The organism is Streptomyces mirabilis (genome assembly GCF_018310535.1).
In the GTDB taxonomy this organism is placed as follows: Bacteria; Actinomycetota; Actinomycetes; order Streptomycetales; family Streptomycetaceae; genus Streptomyces.
On record NZ_CP074102.1, the window covers coordinates 3,481,194 to 3,497,870 of the forward strand.

Genomic DNA, 16,677 nt, shown 5'->3' on the forward strand with positions numbered 1-16,677 from the left:
CTCTTCGAGCAGGGGGGACCCCCACATCCTTCCGGGGCTCCGCCCCGGACCCCGTGGGGCGGTCTTTTGGCTGCGGATGGGTGGGGGCCGGTCGCGCAGTTCCCCGCGCCCCTGAGGGGCGGAGCCCCTTCGCCGTTCGGACTCGACCAATCCCGGGAGGGAACCATGAACACGCTCACCCTCACCGCTCCCCCGGCCCTCACCCCCCTCCTGGCCCGAGGTGCCCTGTTCTCCCCCCTCAAGCGGCGGCCCCGCCCGGACGCCCACGTCCCGCCGGCCCGTCTCGTCCTCCCGGACGTCCGTATCGATCTCGCCCGGCTCGCCACGTACGAGCGGGTCTGCGGGTTCGCCACGGGGGCGGACGCGCTGCCGGTGACGTATCCGCACGTCCTGGGGTTTCCGCTCGCCATGCGGATCATGGCGAGCCGCTCGTTCCCGCTGCCGCTGCTCGGGCTCGTCCACACCTCGATCGAGATCACCCAGCGGCAGCCACTGGCCGCCACGGAGATGTACGAACTCGTTGCGCACGTAGCGGGGTTGGCGCCTCATCGCCGGGGGACGCAGGCCGTCGTGCTGACCGAGGCGAGGGTCGACGGCACGTTGGTGTGGGAGTCGAGGAGTACCTATCTCGCCCGGCACCGGACGGTCGGGGAACCGACCTCCACGCCCCCGCGGGAGCCGGACGACGGCAAGCTCCTCCCCGTCCGTGCCGAGTGGCGGCTCGGCGGTGACGTCGGGCGGCGGTACGGCGCCGCTTCGGGGGACCGCAACCCCATCCACCTGCACCCCCTCACCGCCCGCCTGTTCGGCTTTCCCCGCGCCATCGCGCACGGCATGTGGACGGTGGCCCGCTGCCTCGCGGAACAGGGCCCCCAGGACGCGGTACGGCTGCGTGCCGACTTCAAGGCCCCCGTCCTCCTCCCGGGCACGGTCACCTACGCCGCCGACGGACCCGCCTTCGAGCTCCGCGGCACGGACTCCGGGCGCCTGCATCTGACCGGCGACATACAGCCCATAGGGCGCCCATAGGGCGAAAGAGTCAGTCCTGCGGGGGCGTCCACGGGCGGTTCTCCATCAGGTCGCCCAGGCCCGCCCAGGCGAAGTTCATCAGCGTCGCCGCCGCCTGCTTCGCGGAGACGCCCGGCGTGGCGTTGGCCCAGGCGGCGAGGGACTCGGCGGCGCCGACGAGTGCCTCGGCGAGTCCGGCGACCTCCCGTTCGGCCAGGGACGGGTCACGGTGCTCCCCCAAGCTCTCAACTCCGTTCGAACAGGGGGTACCCCCATCGCGCGCGGCGACCACGATCAGCTGGGTGACGAACGCGACGAGTTCCTCACGCATCGCCGCGACCTCGGCCGCGAACGGCTCGCCGTGCGTGCGCGCCTGACGGTGCAGGACCGCCCAGCCGTCCGGGTTCTCCGCCGTGTGCGTGAAGAACGCCCGCAGACCTGCCCAGAGTTGACGGTCGGCGGGCAGACCGGACTGGACGCCCGCGCGTACCGCCGTGGTCAGTGCGGCCGCCTCACGGCGGATGCAGGCGGTGAAGAGGTCTTCCTTGGAGTTCAGGTACAGATACACCAAGGGCTTGGACACGCCCGCCAGATCGGCGATCTCGTCCATCGAAGCGGATCGGTACCCCCGCTGCCCGAAGGTCCGCACGGCGGCGTCCAGCATCTGCTGTTCACGTACCGCGCGCGGCATCCGCTTGTTCTTCACAGCACCCATACGGGCAAGCGTACGATCGGCCGCCGTCGGCCAGGCACAGCGTTACGAGGTCTGGCCCTGCACGCCGCCGCGGGCGGCGTCGTCCGCGCCGTCCTCCTGGCTGCGGTTCTGCTCCAGGTTGGTCTTCATGCGATCCACGCGCGCGACGACCTGGGCGGAGGCGCGGTCGCGCTCCTTGCGCAGCACGACGAAACTGATGGGCGCGGAGATCACCAGCGCGAGCAGGACGATCCACATGTAGTTGGAGTCACCCAGGCCGCGCGGGGCGATGCCCGAGTAGACGAGGCCCCAGACGACCACGAGGCAGCCGGCGAAGACGCCGAGGCGCATCAGTGTGTAGCGGCCCATGTCAATCCACTCTTCCGTTCCGAACCGTTTCGAACGTTCCCAAAGGGCACCGTCCAGTGAAGCACGCCCGGCCCGATCCTCGTGCAGGGGGTCGTCAGTCGCCGGGCGGGAGAGGCAGCAGCATCGTGACCTCGTCACGGTCGTCGCCCGTCGCGACACGCAGCGCGTCGGGAGCCCGGCCGATCTCCTTGTAGCCGCAGGAGGCGTAGAAGCGTTCCAGTCCCTCCCCGCCCCGGCAGGTGAGGCGGAGTCCCTCCAGGCCGAGTGCGCGGGCCCGGTCCTCGGCCTCGCGGAGCAGGTCGGCGCCGTAGCCGCGGCCCTGGAGGGCCGGGTCGACCATGACGGTGTACAGCCAGGCCCAGTGGCGCATGAGGGGGTGTTCGTTGAGGGCGAGGAACGCGGTGGCGGCGAGCCGGCCGTCGGCGGCGAATCCGGCGAGGAGCCGGGTGCGGCCCTCGGCTATCGCGGTGAGGTGGGCCTCGGCGCGGGGGCGTATGTCGACGGCGGTCACCGGCGGCACGAAGCCGACCGCTCCGCCCGCGTTGGTGACATCCGTCCAGAGGGTGAGCAGCTGGTCGGGCAGGGGGTGGGTCGGCTTCGCGTCACGGGTGAACAGGGTGAAGGTCAGTGGCACGGCCACCGAGCGTAGAACACCGAGGTCGGAGTGGACCAACTGCAGATGTCGCCCGTCCACGCCGGGTTGAACTTCCGGAACACGAGGGCGGAGTCGTCGGACGAAGCGAAGTGCCGGCCCCCTCCGCGAGGAGGGAACCGGCACCGGGGCCGTCATGGGCGTACGACCGGACCGCGGAGCGTCAGACGCGCATCGGCTGAGGCGACTCGCGGCGCGCCGGGTCCGGACCGTCGTACTCGCGGATGATCTCGTAACGGGTGTTGCGCTCGACCGGCCGGAAGCCCGCGTCGCGGATCAGGTCGAGCAGGTCCTCGCGGGTCAGCTTGTTCGGCGTGCCGTAGTTGTCCGCGTCGTGCGTGATCTTGTACTCGACGACCGAGCCGTCCATGTCGTCGGCACCGTGCTGGAGGGCGAGCTGCGCGGTCTGTACGCCGTGCATCACCCAGAAGACCTTGACGTGCGGCACGTTGTCGAAGAGGAGACGGGAGACCGCGAAGGTCTTCAGGGCCTCGGCGCCGGTCGCCATCTGGGTGCGCGCCTGGAGCCGGTTGCGGACCTTGCCGTCCTTCATGTCCACGAAGTCGTGCTGGTAGCGCAGCGGGATGAAGACCTGGAAGCCACCGGTCTCGTCCTGGAGCTCACGGAGCCTGAGGACGTGGTCGACGCGGTGGCGGGGCTCCTCGATGTGCCCGTACAGCATCGTGCACGGGGTCTTCAGACCCTTCTCGTGCGCGAGCCGGTGGATGCGCGACCAGTCCTCCCAGTGCGTGCGGTGGTCCACGATGTGCTGGCGGACCTCCCAGTCGAAGATCTCCGCGCCGCCACCGGTCAGGGACTCGAGGCCCGCCTCGATCAGCTCGTCGAGGATCTCCGACGCCGACAGCCCGGAGATCGTCTCGAAGTGGTGGATCTCCGTCGCCGTGAAGGCCTTCAGGGAGACGTTCGGGAGGGCCTTCTTCAGCTCGCTCAGCGACCGCGGGTAGTAGCGCCACGGCAGGTTCGGGTGCAGCCCGTTGACGATGTGCAGCTCGGTGAGGTTGTCGTTCTCCATCGCCTTGGCGAGGCGGACGGCCTCCTCGATGCGCATCGTGTACGCGTCCTTCTCGCCCGGCTTGCGCTGGAACGAGCAGTACGCGCAGGACGCGGTGCACACGTTCGTCATGTTGAGGTGGCGGTTGACGTTGAAGTGGACGACGTCGCCGTTCTTCCGCGTGCGCACCTCGTGGGCGAGCCCGCCCAGCCAGGCCAGGTCGTCCGACTCGTACAGCGCGATGCCGTCCTCGCGGGTCAGCCGCTCACCGGCTCGAACCTTCTGCTCCAGCTCGCGCTTGAGCCCGACGTCCATGCCACTACCTCTTCCTAAGACAGACTTCGTAAACCGTACGCCTAACCCTCTTCAGGCAGCTCTCCGACCCGGTTCTCCCACTTCGTGGAGAGCACGATCGTCGTACGGGTCCGGGAGACGCCCTTCGTCCCCGAGAGCCGCCGGATGGTCTTCTCCAGCCCGTCGACATCACTCGCCCGCACCTTGAGCATGAACGAGTCGTCGCCCGCGATGAACCAGCAGTCCTCGATCTCGCCGAGGTCCCGCAGCCGCCGGGCCACGTCCTCGTGGTCGGCGGCGTCGGAGAGCGAGATGCCGATCAGGGCGGTGACGCCGAGACCGAGCGAGGCGGAGTCGACGGTGGCGCGGTAGCCGGTGATGACCCCGGCCGCCTCCAGCCGGTTGATGCGGTCGGTGACGCTGGGTCCCGACAGACCGACGAGGCGCCCCAGCTCCGCGTAGGAGGCCCGGCCGTTCTCTCTCAGGGCCTGGATGAGCTGCCTGTCCACCGCGTCCATGCGATCGCTAGCCTTCCGCTGAAGTGTGTGAGTCGTGAGTGGTGCGATGTTGCTCAGTGGTGCTCGGGTCGTGCGTGTTCGGGTCGTGCGTGCCGAGGTCGTACGTGCTCGGGGTCGTGGCCGCTCAGGTCGCTCGGAAGCCGCCGCCGAGTTCGCCCTCCCACCGGCGGTACAGCCCGTGTTCGACGCCCGCCGCGTCCAGCACCCGCCCGGCGACGAAGTCCACCAGGTCCTGGATGTGCGTGGCCCCCGCGTAGAACGCCGGCGAGGCGGGCAGCACGGTGGCGCCCGCGTCGTCCAGGGAGACCAGGTGGCGCAGCGTCTGCCCGTTCAACGGGGTCTCGCGGACTGCTACGACGAGCTTGCGCCCCTCCTTGAGCGTCACGCTCGCCGCGCGCTGCAACAGGTCCTTCGACAGCCCCAGGGCGACTCCGGCCACGCAGGCCGTCGAGGCGGGCACGATGAGCATGCCCTTCGAGGGGTACGAGCCCGAGGACGGCCCCGCCGCCAGGTCACCGGCGCTCCAGTGCCGTACGGCGTCGAGGCGCCCCTCGAAGGCGTCGAAGGTGCCGGGCTTGCCGTCCGCGCCACGGGCCAGCCATACCCGCAGGTCGTCCTGCCAGTGGGCGTCCCGGAAGGAGAGGCCGGTCTCGTCGAGCAGCGTGAGCCGGGAGGCGCGCGAGACCACCAGGTCGACGCTCTCCCCCGCCGCCAGGAGCGCCCGCAGCACGGAGGCGGCGTAGGGCGTACCGGAGGCGCCCGACACCCCCACGATCCAAGGCCGGCGCTGCGTCTGTCCTGGCTTCATGATGTCGAGGGTATCCGGCGACTGTCGGGATTCAGACCGTGAGCCCGCGGACCAGCAGATCGAGCAGGGCACACACGAACAGGGCGATGCCGATGAATCCGTTGACTTGGAAGAACGCGCGGTTCAGACGGGACAGGTCGTGCGGCTTCACGATGGAGTGCTCGTAGAGGAACGCGCCTGCGACGATCAGCAGGCCGAGCCAGAAGAACGCACCCGCGTCGGTGGCGACGGCGTACCAGGTGAACAGGACGGTGGTGAGGGCGTGGCAGGCGCGCGCCCCCCAGATCGCGGCGGGGATACCGAAGCGCGCCGGTACCGACATGACCCCGATCTCGCGGTCCGTCTCGACGTCCTGGCAGGCGTAGATCAGGTCGAAGCCGCCGATCCAGATCCCGACCGCGAGCCCGAGGATGACGGCGTCCCACGACCACTCGCCGGAGATCGCCAGCCAGCCGCCGATCGGGCCCATCGCCTGGGCCAGACCCAGGATGGCCTGCGGGAAGTTCGTGAACCGCTTGCCGTACGGGTACACCACCATCGGGATCACGGCGATGGGGGCCAGGGCCAGGCACAGGGGGTTCAGGAGGGCCGCGGCGCCCAGGAAGAAGACCAGCGCGACCAGCGCGCCCGTCCACGCGTGCTTCACGCTCATCGCGCCGGTGACCAGCTCACGGTGGGCCGTGCGCGGGTTGCGGGCGTCGATCTCGCGGTCGATGATCCGGTTCGCCGCCATCGCGAACGTGCGCAGCCCGACCATCGCGATCGTGACGAGCAGCAGCCTGCCCCAGTGGATGTTCTTGTCCCACTCGAACATCGCGGTCAGCGCGGCGATGTAGGCGAAGGGCAGCGCGAAGACGGAGTGCTCGATCATGACGAGCCGGAGGAAGGCCTTGGTGCGCCCCGGCTGCTGCGGGAGCGCGGCGGATGCGCTGGTCACCGGCCGCCCGTCCTTGTGCTGTTGATGGACCTCACAGGCCGTACTCCTTCCAACGGCGGTCGACCGTCGCCGCCGTCTCCGGGTCGGAGAGAACCATTTCCGGCCATCCCCCGTCCCGGGTGTAACCCTCCTCGGGCCACTTCCTCGTCGCGTCGATGCCCGCCTTGCCGCCCCAGAACTGCTGGTAGGAGGCGTGGTCGAGATGATCGACGGGACCTTCGACGACGGTGAGGTCGCGGGCGTAGTCGGTGTTGCCGAGGGCCCGCCACGCGACCTCGTGCAGATCGTGGACGTCGCAGTCCGAGTCCACGACCACGATGAGCTTCGTGAGGGACATCATGTGCGCCCCCCAGACGGCATGCATCACCTTTTGGGCGTGCTTGGGGTATTTCTTGTCGATGGCGACGATCGCGCAGTTGTGGAAACCGCCGGCCTCGGGGAGGTGGTAGTCCACGATGTCCGGCACGATGATCTTCAGCAGGGGGAGGAAGAAGCGCTCGGTCGCTCGCCCGAGGGGGCCGTCCTCCGTCGGGGGCCGCCCCACGACGATCGACTGGAGCAGCGGCCGCTTGCGCATGGTGACGCAGTCGATGGTCAGCGCCGGGAAGGGCTCCTGGGGTGTGTAGAACCCCGTGTGGTCGCCGAAGGGCCCCTCCGGGAGCATCTCCCCCGGCTCCAGCCACCCTTCGAGCACGACCTCCGCGTTCGCGGGGACCTGCAGCGGGACGGTCTTGCAGTCCACCATCTCGATCCGCTTGCCCTGGATGAACCCGGCGAAGAGGTACTCGTCGATGTCACCGGGCAGGGGAGCGGTGGAGGCGTACGTCACGGCGGGGGGGCACCCGAAGGCGATCGCGACGGGCAGTCGCTCTCCCCTCCTCGCCGCCACCTGGTAGTGGTTGCGGCTGTCCTTGTGGATCTGCCAGTGCATGCCGATGGTGCGCTTGTCGTGGCGCTGGAGGCGGTAGAGCCCGAGATTGCGGATCCCGGACTCGGGGTCCTTGGTGTGGGTGAGCCCGAGGTTGAAGAACGAGCCGCCGTCCTGGGGCCAGGTGAAGAGCGCGGGGAGGGCGTCCAGGTCGACGTCCTCACCGTGCAGCAGGACCTCCTGCACGGGTGCGTTGTCGGACTTCACCTTCTTCGGCGGGACGTGGGTCATCGCGCCGAGCTTGCCGAAGGCCTCACGTACGCCCACGAAGCCGTGGGGCAGCTCGGGCCTGAGCAGGCCGCCGATCTTCTCGCTGATCTCGCCGTACGACTTCAGGCCGAGGGCCTTCAGCAGCCGCCGGTCGGTCCCGAAGACGTTCATGGCGAGCGGCATGGCGGACCCGCGCACGTTCTCGAAGAGCAGCGCCGGTCCACCCGCCTTCTGCACCCGGTCGACGATCTCCCCGACCTCCAGATACGGGTCCACCTCGGCCTTGATGCGCTTGAGGTCGCCCTCGCGCTCCAGCGCCCTCAGCAGGGATCGAAGATCGTCGTAAGCCATGCGTCCAAGTATCGCTGAGGGCCGCCCGACACCGACGTGCGCCCCACCGCCGTGGGCGGGACCACCCCTCTCGCCCCCGCACCGCCCGAAGGGCCCGCCCTCGAACGCCGGGCAACCCGGGGTTTTTAGGAGCGCGGGGAAGTGCGCGACCGGCCCCTGCCCACCCGCAGCCGAAGAACCCCGCTCCAGGGACTGGGGCGGTGGGGCGGGGAAAGTGTCATCCCCCCGTTGAAGTCAGCCGCTACCCTGTGCGCGTCACCGGGGCCCCGCCCCGCCACCGTCCACTGGGGGACCGTTCCGCCATGCTCAGGTATCTGCCGTTCCTGCTGGTCCTGGCGCTGTGGATCTACTCGTTCATCGACTGCCTGAACACGCCGGAGGAGGAGGTCCGCGGCCTGCCCAAGGTGGTGTGGGTGATCATCATCCTGCTCTTCGGAGAAGTCCTCGTCGGCCCGATCGCCTGGCTCGTCGCGGGCAAGGTCGGCCGGGGCCCGACCCGAGGCGTCACGCCCTCCGAGTGGCACCGCGACCAGCGCCCGCAGTACGTCGCCCCCGACGACAACCCCGAGTTCCTGAACTCCCTCAACGCGGAGTCGTCCCCGTCCAAGAACGTCAAGGACGAGGCACTCCTGAAGGACTGGGAGGCCGACCTGCGGCGCCGCGAGGAGGAGCTGCGCCGGCGCGAGGCCGGCGAGGAGTCCGAGAGCTGACGCCCGTACAAGGTGTACGCCGACGAGCCTCCCGGAACGGACAGTGCGCCTCTGGCCGGGGGTGGCGGGGCCCCGGACACTTACGGTGCATGACGACCGCTCCCGCCGGCACCACCGCACCGATCACGCCCGAGTACGGCGACAGAGTCATCGCCGTCGAGACGGCGGGCTCGGAACCGATCCCCGACGCCGAACGCCACGGCAGTCCGCTCCAGTTGCTGTGGACCTGGGCCTCCCCGAACATCGAGTTCGCGACCGTGTACATCGGCGTGATCTCGGTCCTCTTCTTCGGGCTGAACTTCTGGCAGGCGGCCGCGGCACTGCTGCTGGGCACGGCGCTGGGCGCCCTGACGCAAGGCGTCCTGTCCCTCGACGGACCCCGGTTCGGCGTCCCGCAGATGGTGATCGGCCGCCTCTCCTTCGGCTACCGGGGCAATCTGCTGCCGGCCGGAGTGAACGCCCTGGTGGCGGGCGTGGGCTGGTTCGCCGTGAACAGCGTGAGCGCCGCGTTCGCGCTGAACACGCTGACGGGTCTGCGCCCCCTGCCCTCGCTGCTGCTGGTGGTGGCGGTCGAGATCGTGATCGGCTTCATCGGCCACAACTTCGTGCACGCCTTCGAGAAGTACGCGTTCCCGGCGCTGGCGGTGGTGTTCCTGGTGGCCGGGGTGTGGACGTTCGACCACGCGGCCCTGGGCACCACGGGCGGGGGCGGCGGCATCGGCGGCTTCCTGCTGGCCTTCAGCACGGCGTGGGGGTACGCGGCGGGCTGGAACCCGTACGCCACGGACTACTCGCGCTACCTTCCCCGCACGGCGAACAAGTTCAGGACCGCCCTCTACCCGGCCGTCGGACTCTTCCTCTCCGTCGCGGTCGTCTCCCTCATCGGCGCGGCGTCAGCGACGATCGCAGCCCCCGGGAGCGCGACCCCGACGGCCGCCTTCACCGGCCATCTCCCGTCCTGGCTCGGCGACTTGGTGCTGCTCTCCATCATCCTGGGCGGTGTCTCGGCGAACGCGCTGAACGTCTACTCCTCCGCCATGTCCATCACCTCGCTCGGCCTGCGGCTGCCGGCCTGGCTGGGGCGCGGCGCGCTGGTGGTGCTCTCGGGCGTGGCGGGCACGGCGGCGGCGTGGGCGTCGCTGTCCGACGCCGGGCATGCGTACGAGGCGTTCCTGCTGGTCATCGCGTACTGGATCGGACCGTGGCTGGGAGTGGTGCTGGTGGAACGGTGGTTCCTGACCCGTACACCCGACGACGAGCCGGCCCGGCGTCTGGGCGACCGCGCGTTCACCAACTGGCCCGGAATCACCGCCCTGTTGATCGGCGTGGCGGTCTCGGTTCCGCTCTTCTCCAACCAGGAGAAGTACGTGGGCTGGGTGCCGAAGCACTGGGCGTCCTTCGGCGACATCACCTGCCTGGTGGGCTTCGTGGCGAGCGCGGCGCTGTACGCGCTGCTGCGGCGGGCGCCCCGCACGGGCTGAGCGGTCAGCCGGTGGCGCTCAGCAGCGAGGCCTGTTCGGCGTACCCCACCTCGATGTGCCGTGCGCCGAAGGCCTTCTGGACGAGAGGTCGGGCGGTGGTGGGGTCGTCGACGCCCACGAACACGAACCCGGCCTCGTCCACGCCGACTTCGCGCAGGTCGAAGGTGCCGTCCCAGCGGGACATGTCCTCGGCGATCCGGTCGGCGAGGGCCTCCAGGTCGGTCCGGTTGGCATCGGTGTCGTGCAGCCGCACCGTGACGCCCCTCTCGGCGGCGCCGCAGAGGTCGGCGTCGAAGGAGACGGACGGCATGCGGTACACGTCCGTGGCCCGGTCCTCCTCGTCGACCGACATGCCCGTGTAGACGGCGGCGTAGCGGGCGGATTCCCCCATCCTGCCGACGTGGGCCAGGGTGCGGTCCAGCGGGGTGAAGTCCTCGGCGCCGCGGCCGGAAGGGCTCCCGGCCGGCCGCGTGCCGACGCAGGTGGCGGTGACGGGCGCGGTATGCGCGGGCTCGGCCTGTGCGACGGCGCTCGATCCCTGGAGCAGCGCTCCCAGCAGCACGACGGCACCCGTCACGCTGGCACCGGTGGCCGTCCGACCCCTCACACGCTTCTTCATGCCCCTTTGACGCGGGGGGCGGCGCATCGGTTCAGTGCGTCGGGTCCTCACGCAGCACCAGGTCGAGGAGTCCGGGGAAGCGGGCCTCGAACTCCTCGCGTCGTAGGCGGTTGACGCGCTTGGGACCCTCGTCGCGCTGCTCCACCAGACCCGCCCCGCGCAGCACCGCGAAGTGGTGGCTGAGGCCCGCCTTGCCGACCGGCACATCGAAGCTGCCGCAACTCCGTGTCCACTCCGCCGAGTCGGCCAACTCCCTTACGAGCGTCACGCGTACGGGATCGGCGAGGGCGGCGAGGGCGGTCTGGACCGGAACGTCGTCGGGATGGGTGTGTTCCGGGGCGGCTCTGTGACTCGCTCGTTCCGCCACGCCCGACTCCCCTCAGATCTTCCACACCTTGCCGAGTGTTCGATGGAAACCATACACTCCCGACTGTTCGGTTTTCATTGAACAGTCGAGTTGACGAGCTCTCGCGAGGGGTGTGCCATGCGCGCGGTCGAGATCCAGGAGTACGGCGGTCCCGAGGTACTGAAGGTCGTGGAGGCGGAGGTGCCCGAGCCCGGTCCGGGGCAGGTGAGCATCGACGTGGCGTACACGGGTGTGAACTTCGCCGACCTCAAGGCACGGGCCGAGGGCTACCGGGTGCCCGCCCTGCCCTTCGTCCCCGGTCTGGAGGTCTCGGGCCGCGTCCGGGCCCTCGGCGCCGGGGTCACCGGCCTCGCCGTGGGGCAGGAGGTGGCCGCCTTGACGCAGGGCGGCGCGTACGCGGACGTCGTCGTGGCCGATGCGGTGACCGTCTTCCCGCTGCCGCCCGGTGTGGGCCTGCGCACGGGCGCGACCCTCCCCACCGTGCTGCCCACCGCGTACGCCCTGATCCATGCCGTGGGCCGGCTCCAGCCCGGCGAGACGGTGCTCGTGCAGGGCGCGGCGGGTGGGGTGGGCACGGTGCTGGGGCAGTTGGCGAGCGCGGCGGGGGCCGGGGCTGTCTACGGGGTGGTGTCGGGCGCGGCGAAGGCCGAGTACGCACGGGAGCACGGTTACGACGAGGTCTTCGTCACCTCCTCCGCCTCCTTCACGAAGGAGGTGCGCGAGGCGACGGACGGTCGCGGGGTGGACCTGGCCCTCGACCCGGTCGGCGGCGAAACCCTCCGGGCCTCCCTCGCCGCGCTCGCCCCCTTCGGCCGCCTGGTCTCCTTCGGCAACGCGAGCGGGGCGCAGCCGTGGCAGGTGGGCCAGCCGGACCTCTACCCGCTGGCCCTGTCGGTCTCCGGCTTCTCCATCCTCACCCTGGCCCAGACGGCCCCGACCGAACTGCGCGCCCTGACCGAACGCGCCTTCCGGACGGTGGTGGACGGGGTGGTGTCCCTGCCGGTGACGGCGGAGTTCGCCCTGTCGGACGCGGCGGAGGCGCACCGGCTGATGGGGACGCGGACGAGCACGGGGAAACTGTTGTTGCGCACCCACGGCTCGGCCGGGGAGGCCGACATCGCGTGACGACAGCTCCTCAGGACTGTCGGTCCCCCTTCGAGGGACGGGACGAGGAGGCGAGAGGGAGACGAATGAGAACACGGATCAGGCTGGTCCGGGACGGGGACGCGTTCGTCGCCCGCCTCACCCCGTCCCAGCGGGCGGCGATGTACGAGGCGCTGAGCTACCTGCGTCACCGGGACGTCAGCGACCTCACCCTGACCGTGCTGCTCGGTACCGGCCGCGAGACGGTCGACGCGCTCATCGAGCGCCTCACCGGCGGCCCCACGGAGTCACGCGACATCCGCCTCCGTGCGGAGGAACTGCACGCGGTGCACAGCGCGCTGACCGCCGCGCCGACCATGTTCGTCTCACGCGACGGCGCGTTCATCCAGGAGCCCTTCCACATCCGGCTGGGCTTCTACCGGGAGAACTTCGACGCCCTGGCGAACGGCATCGTCGAGGCGGCGTCCGAGGTGTGACGTTCGCTCAGCGGTTCCGTACTTTCGTCGACCCTCCGTAGACCATCGGCCGACTGCCGGGCGGACGACCGCTTCCCAGACTGAAGTCCGCAGGACGGACACGGGGAGGCGCGATGCGGGAGATCACTCGGGCACGGTTCATGGGGATGGCCGCGGCGGCCGGGGGCGCGGTGGTGCTGCCGGTCGGGCGGGCCGGGGCGACGGGGCGACGGCCGGGACTGACGTACCGGGGTGTGGTGTACGAGGTGACGGACGGGGAGACGCCGAGCACCGGGTGGAGCCCCGGGCGCATGCGCCGCGACCTGCGCGCCATCGCGCACGACCTGCACGCCGACTCAGTCAAGGTCACCGGCGACGGCGTCGAACGGCTCACCGCCACCGCGGCCGAGGCGGCGAAGCTCGGTCTGAACGTCTGGCTGGAGCCGACCCTGGGCGACGTACCGGAACGCGAGATCCTCGACCACCTCGCGCAGACGGGCCGGTTCGCCGAGCGGCTGCGGCGGCGGGGCGCGGGAGTGCATCTCAGTGTCGGCTGCGAGTTCGTGCTGTACGTGCCCGGGATCGTGCCCGGCGCCAACGCCCAGGAGCGCGTCGAACATCTGCTCAAGGGCGACTTCGACCCCGTACTGATGGCACGGCGCCTGCACCGGTTCACGGCGAGGGCGGCGTCCGTGGGCAGGTCCGTCTTCCACGGGCGGCTGACGTACGCCGCCGCGCAGGACGAGGACGTCGACTGGGGCCTCTTCGACCTCGTCGGTGTCGACTACTACGGCTACTTCCGGGACCGGAACGCCTACGTCCGCGACCTCGCCGCGCTGCGGCGCTTCGGGAAGCCCGTCGCCGTCATGGAGTTCGGCTGCTGCACCTTCGAGGGCGCGCCGGAGAAGGGCGGCATGGGCTGGGACGTCGTCGACTACGGCAAAAAACCGCCGGAGATCAAGGGCGGTCTCGTCCGCAGTGAGCGCACACAGGCCGCGTATCTGACGGACGTGCTGTCGGTGTTCGAGTCGATGGGCCTGTACTCGGCGATAGCGTACACCTTCGTCACCCCCGACGCCCCGCACCGCCCCCGCGACCCCCGCCACGACCTCGACATGGCGAGCTACGGGATCGTGAAGACGGTCGAGGACCGCCACGGCGGACGGCACTGGGAGCCGAAGGAGTCCTTCCGCGCGCTGGCCCGGCAGTACGCACGCGCGCGCACCTGCTGACGGTCGGGTCAGGCCACCGTCCGCAGGCCGCCTCCCGCGGCCGCCGGCACCCCCCGCACGATCCGGTGCGCGCACAGGGCCGCGAGCAGCTCTCCCAGGAGGTCCGGGTCGTCGATCTCCAGGCCCAGGAGGGATTCGATGCGTTCCAGGCGCTGGTAGAGGGACTGGCGGCCGATGTGGAGCAGGGCCGCGGTGCGGGTGGGTGAGCAGCCGTGGCGGAGGTGGATCTCCAGGGTGCGCACGAGGTCGCTGGGGTGGGCGGCCTCCCAGACCAGCAGGGGGCCCAGGGTGTGCTGGACCAGGCGGGCGAGGCGGTCCCGGTTGGCGTCCACACCGCCTCGGGTCAGCTCGCGTTCCAGGGTGAGGGCGCGGGAGGAGGTGACGACCGGGCCGCCGGTCGGGCCGGGTTCGGCGGACGACACGGTGAGCGCCAGTTCCAGGGTCGTCCGGGCCGCCCGCAGTGTCTCGCTCCAGCGCAGCCAGCCACCGCCCGCGAGAACCGCGTGTCCGACCGCCACGGTCACCCCGGCCTCGGCGGCCGTCCGGAAGGCCTCCTGCACGGCCCGTACGACATCCCGCCGCGCCGTCACCGACCGTACGGCGTCGTCCGGCATCGCCACCAGCGCCAGTACGTCCCCCGGGAACGCCGCCCGCAGCACCGCGACCCCGCCCAGGGAGCGCGCCGCCCGGTCGACCACGCCCAGCTCGCGCGCCCCGTGCGCCGACACCCCGACCAGCCGCGCGCCCGGACCCGGATGGAACCCGGCGAGCGCCGCGCGTGCCTCCACCTCGGGCTGGTTGAGGGCCTGCCCGTCGGCGAGATCGGCGAGCAGGGCGGCGGTGTGGTCGCCGCCCCAGGGCCGTACGGACGCCGCCCGCCCCGACAGACCGCGCGCCACGATCGCCCGGTTCGCGGCCTCGGTGATGCGGACGAAGGGCACCACCCGGTGCAGGGCGAGCAGCGGCAGCCCCAGCCGCCGGGCCTCGTCGACGACCTCCTCCGGCATCCGCACCAGCGACCGTCCGACCTCCACCGCGAGCCCCGCCGCTCCGCGCGCGGCCAGCTCGCGGACGTAGCGCCGGCGGGTGTCCTCGTCCGCGTCGGTCAGCCCGAAGCCGTTGGTGAGGAGCAGTTCGCCGCCGTCGAGGAAGTTCGCCCCCTCGTACACCTCGCTCGAATGCACCCAACGGACCGGGCGGTCCAGGGCGCCTTCGCCGGCGAGGAGTTCGGGCTCGCTGCCGCGGACGGGGTCGAGGGCCAGGATGTCGCGGAGGGTGAGTGCGGGCACGGGAACCTCCAGAAGTGCTGACAGTCCGTCCGGGTGCGGGTTGCCGGGAGAGTACTTTCCGCACGTTGCCCTCGTGTTTCGGCCACAGGAGAGTGGAGTCATGGAGCGCATCGATCAAGCACGGGCACGGGTGTGGCTGTCGACCGCCGTCGCGGAGGCCCGCGCCGGGCTGGCGGAGGGCGGCATCCCCATCGGCGCCGCGCTGTACGGCGCGGACGGCACGCTTCTGGGCCGCGGACACAACCGGCGGGTCCAGGACGGCGACCCGTCCATGCACGCGGAGACCTCGGCGTTCCGCGCTGCGGGACGACAGCGTTCGTACCGCGGTACGACCATGGTGACGACCCTGTCGCCGTGCTGGTACTGCTCCGGCCTGGTCCGCCAGTTCGGCATCTCGCGGGTCGTGGTGGGCGAGGCGGAGACCTTCCACGGCGGCCACGACTGGCTGGCCGAGCACGGCGTGGAGATCGTGCTCCTGGACGACCCCGAGTGCACCGCGCTGATGCGTGACTTCATCAAGGACAACCCGGCTCTGTGGAACGAGGACATTGGTGAGTAGCCCCCGTACCCCCCGCATCCCGACCGTCGACCTGCGGCCCTGGCTGGACGGCGACCCCGAGGCCCGTACCCGCATCGCCCGCACCGTCGACGAAGCCCTCCAGAGCGCCGGTTTCCTCCTCGTCACCGGACACGGTGTGGACCCGGCCCTTCGCACCCGCATCCGCGAGGCCGCCCGCGCCTTCTTCGCCCTCCCCACGGAGGTCAAGCAGCCGTACGCCGTCCAGGTCGGAGGGCGCGGCTGGCTCGGCCCGGGTGCCGAGGCCAACGGTTATTCGGAAGGTACTCGGACGCCTCCCGACCTCAAGGAGTCGCTGACCTTCGCGACGCACGAGCCCTTCGAGGACCCGGAGACGAACGCGGAGTGGTACGCGCCCAACGTCTGGCCCGCCGAGGCCCCCGAGCTGCGGAAACTCTGCGAGGAGTACCTGGCGGGGATGGGTGAACTGGAGAACCACCTGCTGGCCCTCCTGGGTGAGGCCCTGGGACTGGAGCCGGACTTCTTCACCCGGCACATGGACCACCCGACGTACGGCTTCAACATCAACTGGTACCCGGGAACGGAGGTCGTCGGCGAGCCGGAGCCCGGCCAGTTCCGTATCGGCCCCCACACCGACTTCGGCACCGTCACCATCCTCGACCGGCAGGCCGGCAAGGGCGGGCTGCAGGTCTACACGGACGCGGGCGGCTGGGAGGACGCGCCCTTCGACCCGGCGGCGTTCACGATCAACATCGGCGATCTGATGGCCCGTTGGACCGGCGACCGGTGGCGCTCGGGCCGGCACCGTGTGCTGCCCCCGCCCGCCGACGCGCCGGCCGAGGAGCTGATGTCGCTGGTCTACTTCGGCGAGTGCACGCCGGGGACGGTGGTGGAGTCGGTGCCCGCGCCGGTGGGCCGCGTCGCGTATCCGCCCGTCGACTCCCATGTTTATCTGCGCGAAAAGCTGGATTCGATCACCGTGGGGTAGCCGAATGAAAGGGCGCGGAAAAATTTCGTAACCAAACGGACATCCCATGCCCTAGTCCGAATCAACTCCCCCTTTTTACACTGGTGTTGATAGACCTCACAGCAGCACAGAGC

Annotated in this window: 19 protein-coding genes; 8 read left to right on the plus strand and 11 right to left on the minus strand. The window is 70.7% G+C overall.

Features of this window, described 5'->3' with window-relative positions; genetic code table 11:
* Window positions 1-165 precede the first annotated feature (165 nt).
* Window positions 166-1,029 (plus strand): MaoC family dehydratase, encoded by an 864-nt coding sequence (locus SMIR_RS15300; protein ID WP_168494476.1) that lies wholly within the window; start codon window positions 166-168, stop codon window positions 1,027-1,029.
* Between the two features lie 10 nt (window positions 1,030-1,039).
* Here SMIR_RS15300 and SMIR_RS15305 read toward each other — a convergent pair whose 3' ends face one another.
* The 8 genes from SMIR_RS15305 to SMIR_RS15340 all read right to left on the minus strand — a co-directional run bounded on the left by SMIR_RS15305 (window position 1,040) and on the right by SMIR_RS15340 (window position 7,781).
* Entirely contained in the window at window positions 1,040-1,723 is a 684-nt protein-coding gene (locus tag SMIR_RS15305) for a TetR/AcrR family transcriptional regulator (RefSeq protein ID WP_212727123.1), read from the minus strand.
* Window positions 1,724-1,765: 42 nt separating this feature from the next.
* Window positions 1,766-2,071 carry a DUF4229 domain-containing protein gene (locus tag SMIR_RS15310; protein ID WP_168494472.1) on the minus strand — a complete coding sequence of 102 codons (306 nt, stop codon included), beginning with the start codon at window positions 2,069-2,071 and terminating at the stop codon, window positions 1,766-1,768.
* Between the two features lie 94 nt (window positions 2,072-2,165).
* Window positions 2,166-2,705 carry a GNAT family N-acetyltransferase gene (locus tag SMIR_RS15315; RefSeq protein WP_248003066.1) on the minus strand — a complete coding sequence of 180 codons (540 nt, stop codon included), beginning with the start codon at window positions 2,703-2,705 and terminating at the stop codon, window positions 2,166-2,168.
* A 181-nt stretch (window positions 2,706-2,886) separates the two neighbouring features.
* Window positions 2,887-4,050: an aminofutalosine synthase MqnE gene (gene mqnE / locus SMIR_RS15320; protein WP_067367542.1), complete on the minus strand. Its 1,164-nt coding sequence runs from the start codon at window positions 4,048-4,050 to the stop codon at window positions 2,887-2,889.
* A 41-nt stretch (window positions 4,051-4,091) separates the two neighbouring features.
* A complete protein-coding gene (locus SMIR_RS15325; RefSeq protein WP_101400019.1) occupies window positions 4,092-4,547 on the minus strand; it encodes an Lrp/AsnC family transcriptional regulator in 456 nt (151 codons plus the stop codon).
* A gap of 124 nt (window positions 4,548-4,671) precedes the next feature.
* Complete coding sequence (locus SMIR_RS15330; RefSeq protein WP_168494468.1) at window positions 4,672-5,355, minus strand: UbiX family flavin prenyltransferase; 684 nt, start codon at window positions 5,353-5,355, stop codon at window positions 4,672-4,674.
* A 31-nt stretch (window positions 5,356-5,386) separates the two neighbouring features.
* Window positions 5,387-6,292, minus strand: coding sequence for a menaquinone biosynthesis prenyltransferase MqnP (gene mqnP, locus SMIR_RS15335; protein ID WP_168494465.1), 906 nt, complete (start codon window positions 6,290-6,292; stop codon window positions 5,387-5,389).
* Window positions 6,293-6,323: 31 nt separating this feature from the next.
* Entirely contained in the window at window positions 6,324-7,781 is a 1,458-nt protein-coding gene (locus SMIR_RS15340) for a menaquinone biosynthesis decarboxylase (protein ID WP_212727124.1), read from the minus strand.
* A 302-nt stretch (window positions 7,782-8,083) separates the two neighbouring features.
* Between SMIR_RS15340 and SMIR_RS15345 the strand changes: the two genes are divergently transcribed.
* Window positions 8,084-8,491: a PLD nuclease N-terminal domain-containing protein gene (locus tag SMIR_RS15345; RefSeq protein WP_168494462.1), complete on the plus strand. Its 408-nt coding sequence runs from the start codon at window positions 8,084-8,086 to the stop codon at window positions 8,489-8,491.
* 89 nt (window positions 8,492-8,580) lie between these two features.
* Window positions 8,581-9,972 (plus strand): purine-cytosine permease family protein, encoded by a 1,392-nt coding sequence (locus tag SMIR_RS15350; RefSeq protein WP_212727125.1) that lies wholly within the window; start codon window positions 8,581-8,583, stop codon window positions 9,970-9,972.
* Window positions 9,973-9,976: 4 nt separating this feature from the next.
* Here the strand turns inward: SMIR_RS15350 and SMIR_RS15355 are convergent, their stop codons facing one another.
* Window positions 9,977-10,579: a hypothetical protein gene (locus tag SMIR_RS15355; protein ID WP_248003065.1), complete on the minus strand. Its 603-nt coding sequence runs from the start codon at window positions 10,577-10,579 to the stop codon at window positions 9,977-9,979.
* Between the two features lie 43 nt (window positions 10,580-10,622).
* Complete coding sequence (locus SMIR_RS15360) at window positions 10,623-10,958, minus strand: ArsR/SmtB family transcription factor (RefSeq protein ID WP_168494456.1); 336 nt, start codon at window positions 10,956-10,958, stop codon at window positions 10,623-10,625.
* A 117-nt stretch (window positions 10,959-11,075) separates the two neighbouring features.
* On the opposite strand from SMIR_RS15360, the gene SMIR_RS15365 reads away from it, so the two are divergent.
* From SMIR_RS15365 to SMIR_RS15375, 3 genes are all read left to right on the plus strand, one after another.
* Window positions 11,076-12,083 carry a quinone oxidoreductase family protein gene (locus tag SMIR_RS15365; RefSeq protein WP_168494454.1) on the plus strand — a complete coding sequence of 336 codons (1,008 nt, stop codon included), beginning with the start codon at window positions 11,076-11,078 and terminating at the stop codon, window positions 12,081-12,083.
* 65 nt (window positions 12,084-12,148) lie between these two features.
* A complete protein-coding gene (locus tag SMIR_RS15370) occupies window positions 12,149-12,538 on the plus strand; it encodes a hypothetical protein (protein WP_168494452.1) in 390 nt (129 codons plus the stop codon).
* 113 nt (window positions 12,539-12,651) lie between these two features.
* Window positions 12,652-13,749, plus strand: coding sequence for a glycoside hydrolase family 113 protein (locus SMIR_RS15375; RefSeq protein WP_249938429.1), 1,098 nt, complete (start codon window positions 12,652-12,654; stop codon window positions 13,747-13,749).
* Window positions 13,750-13,757: 8 nt separating this feature from the next.
* Here SMIR_RS15375 and SMIR_RS15380 read toward each other — a convergent pair whose 3' ends face one another.
* On the minus strand, window positions 13,758-15,038 hold the full coding sequence (locus SMIR_RS15380) for a PucR family transcriptional regulator (protein ID WP_168494450.1): 1,281 nt from the start codon (window positions 15,036-15,038) through the stop codon (window positions 13,758-13,760).
* Window positions 15,039-15,138: 100 nt separating this feature from the next.
* Here SMIR_RS15380 and SMIR_RS15385 point away from each other — a divergent pair, with 100 nt between their 5' ends.
* Both SMIR_RS15385 and SMIR_RS15390 read left to right on the plus strand, forming a co-directional pair.
* The gene (locus SMIR_RS15385) at window positions 15,139-15,597 is read left to right on the plus strand and encodes a nucleoside deaminase (protein WP_168494448.1); all 459 of its coding nucleotides are present in this window, start codon (window positions 15,139-15,141) and stop codon (window positions 15,595-15,597) included.
* Complete coding sequence (locus SMIR_RS15390; RefSeq protein ID WP_212727126.1) at window positions 15,590-16,564, plus strand: isopenicillin N synthase family dioxygenase; 975 nt, start codon at window positions 15,590-15,592, stop codon at window positions 16,562-16,564. The genes SMIR_RS15385 and SMIR_RS15390 overlap by 8 nt, the downstream gene beginning before the upstream one ends.
* Window positions 16,565-16,677: the final 113 nt, after the last annotated feature.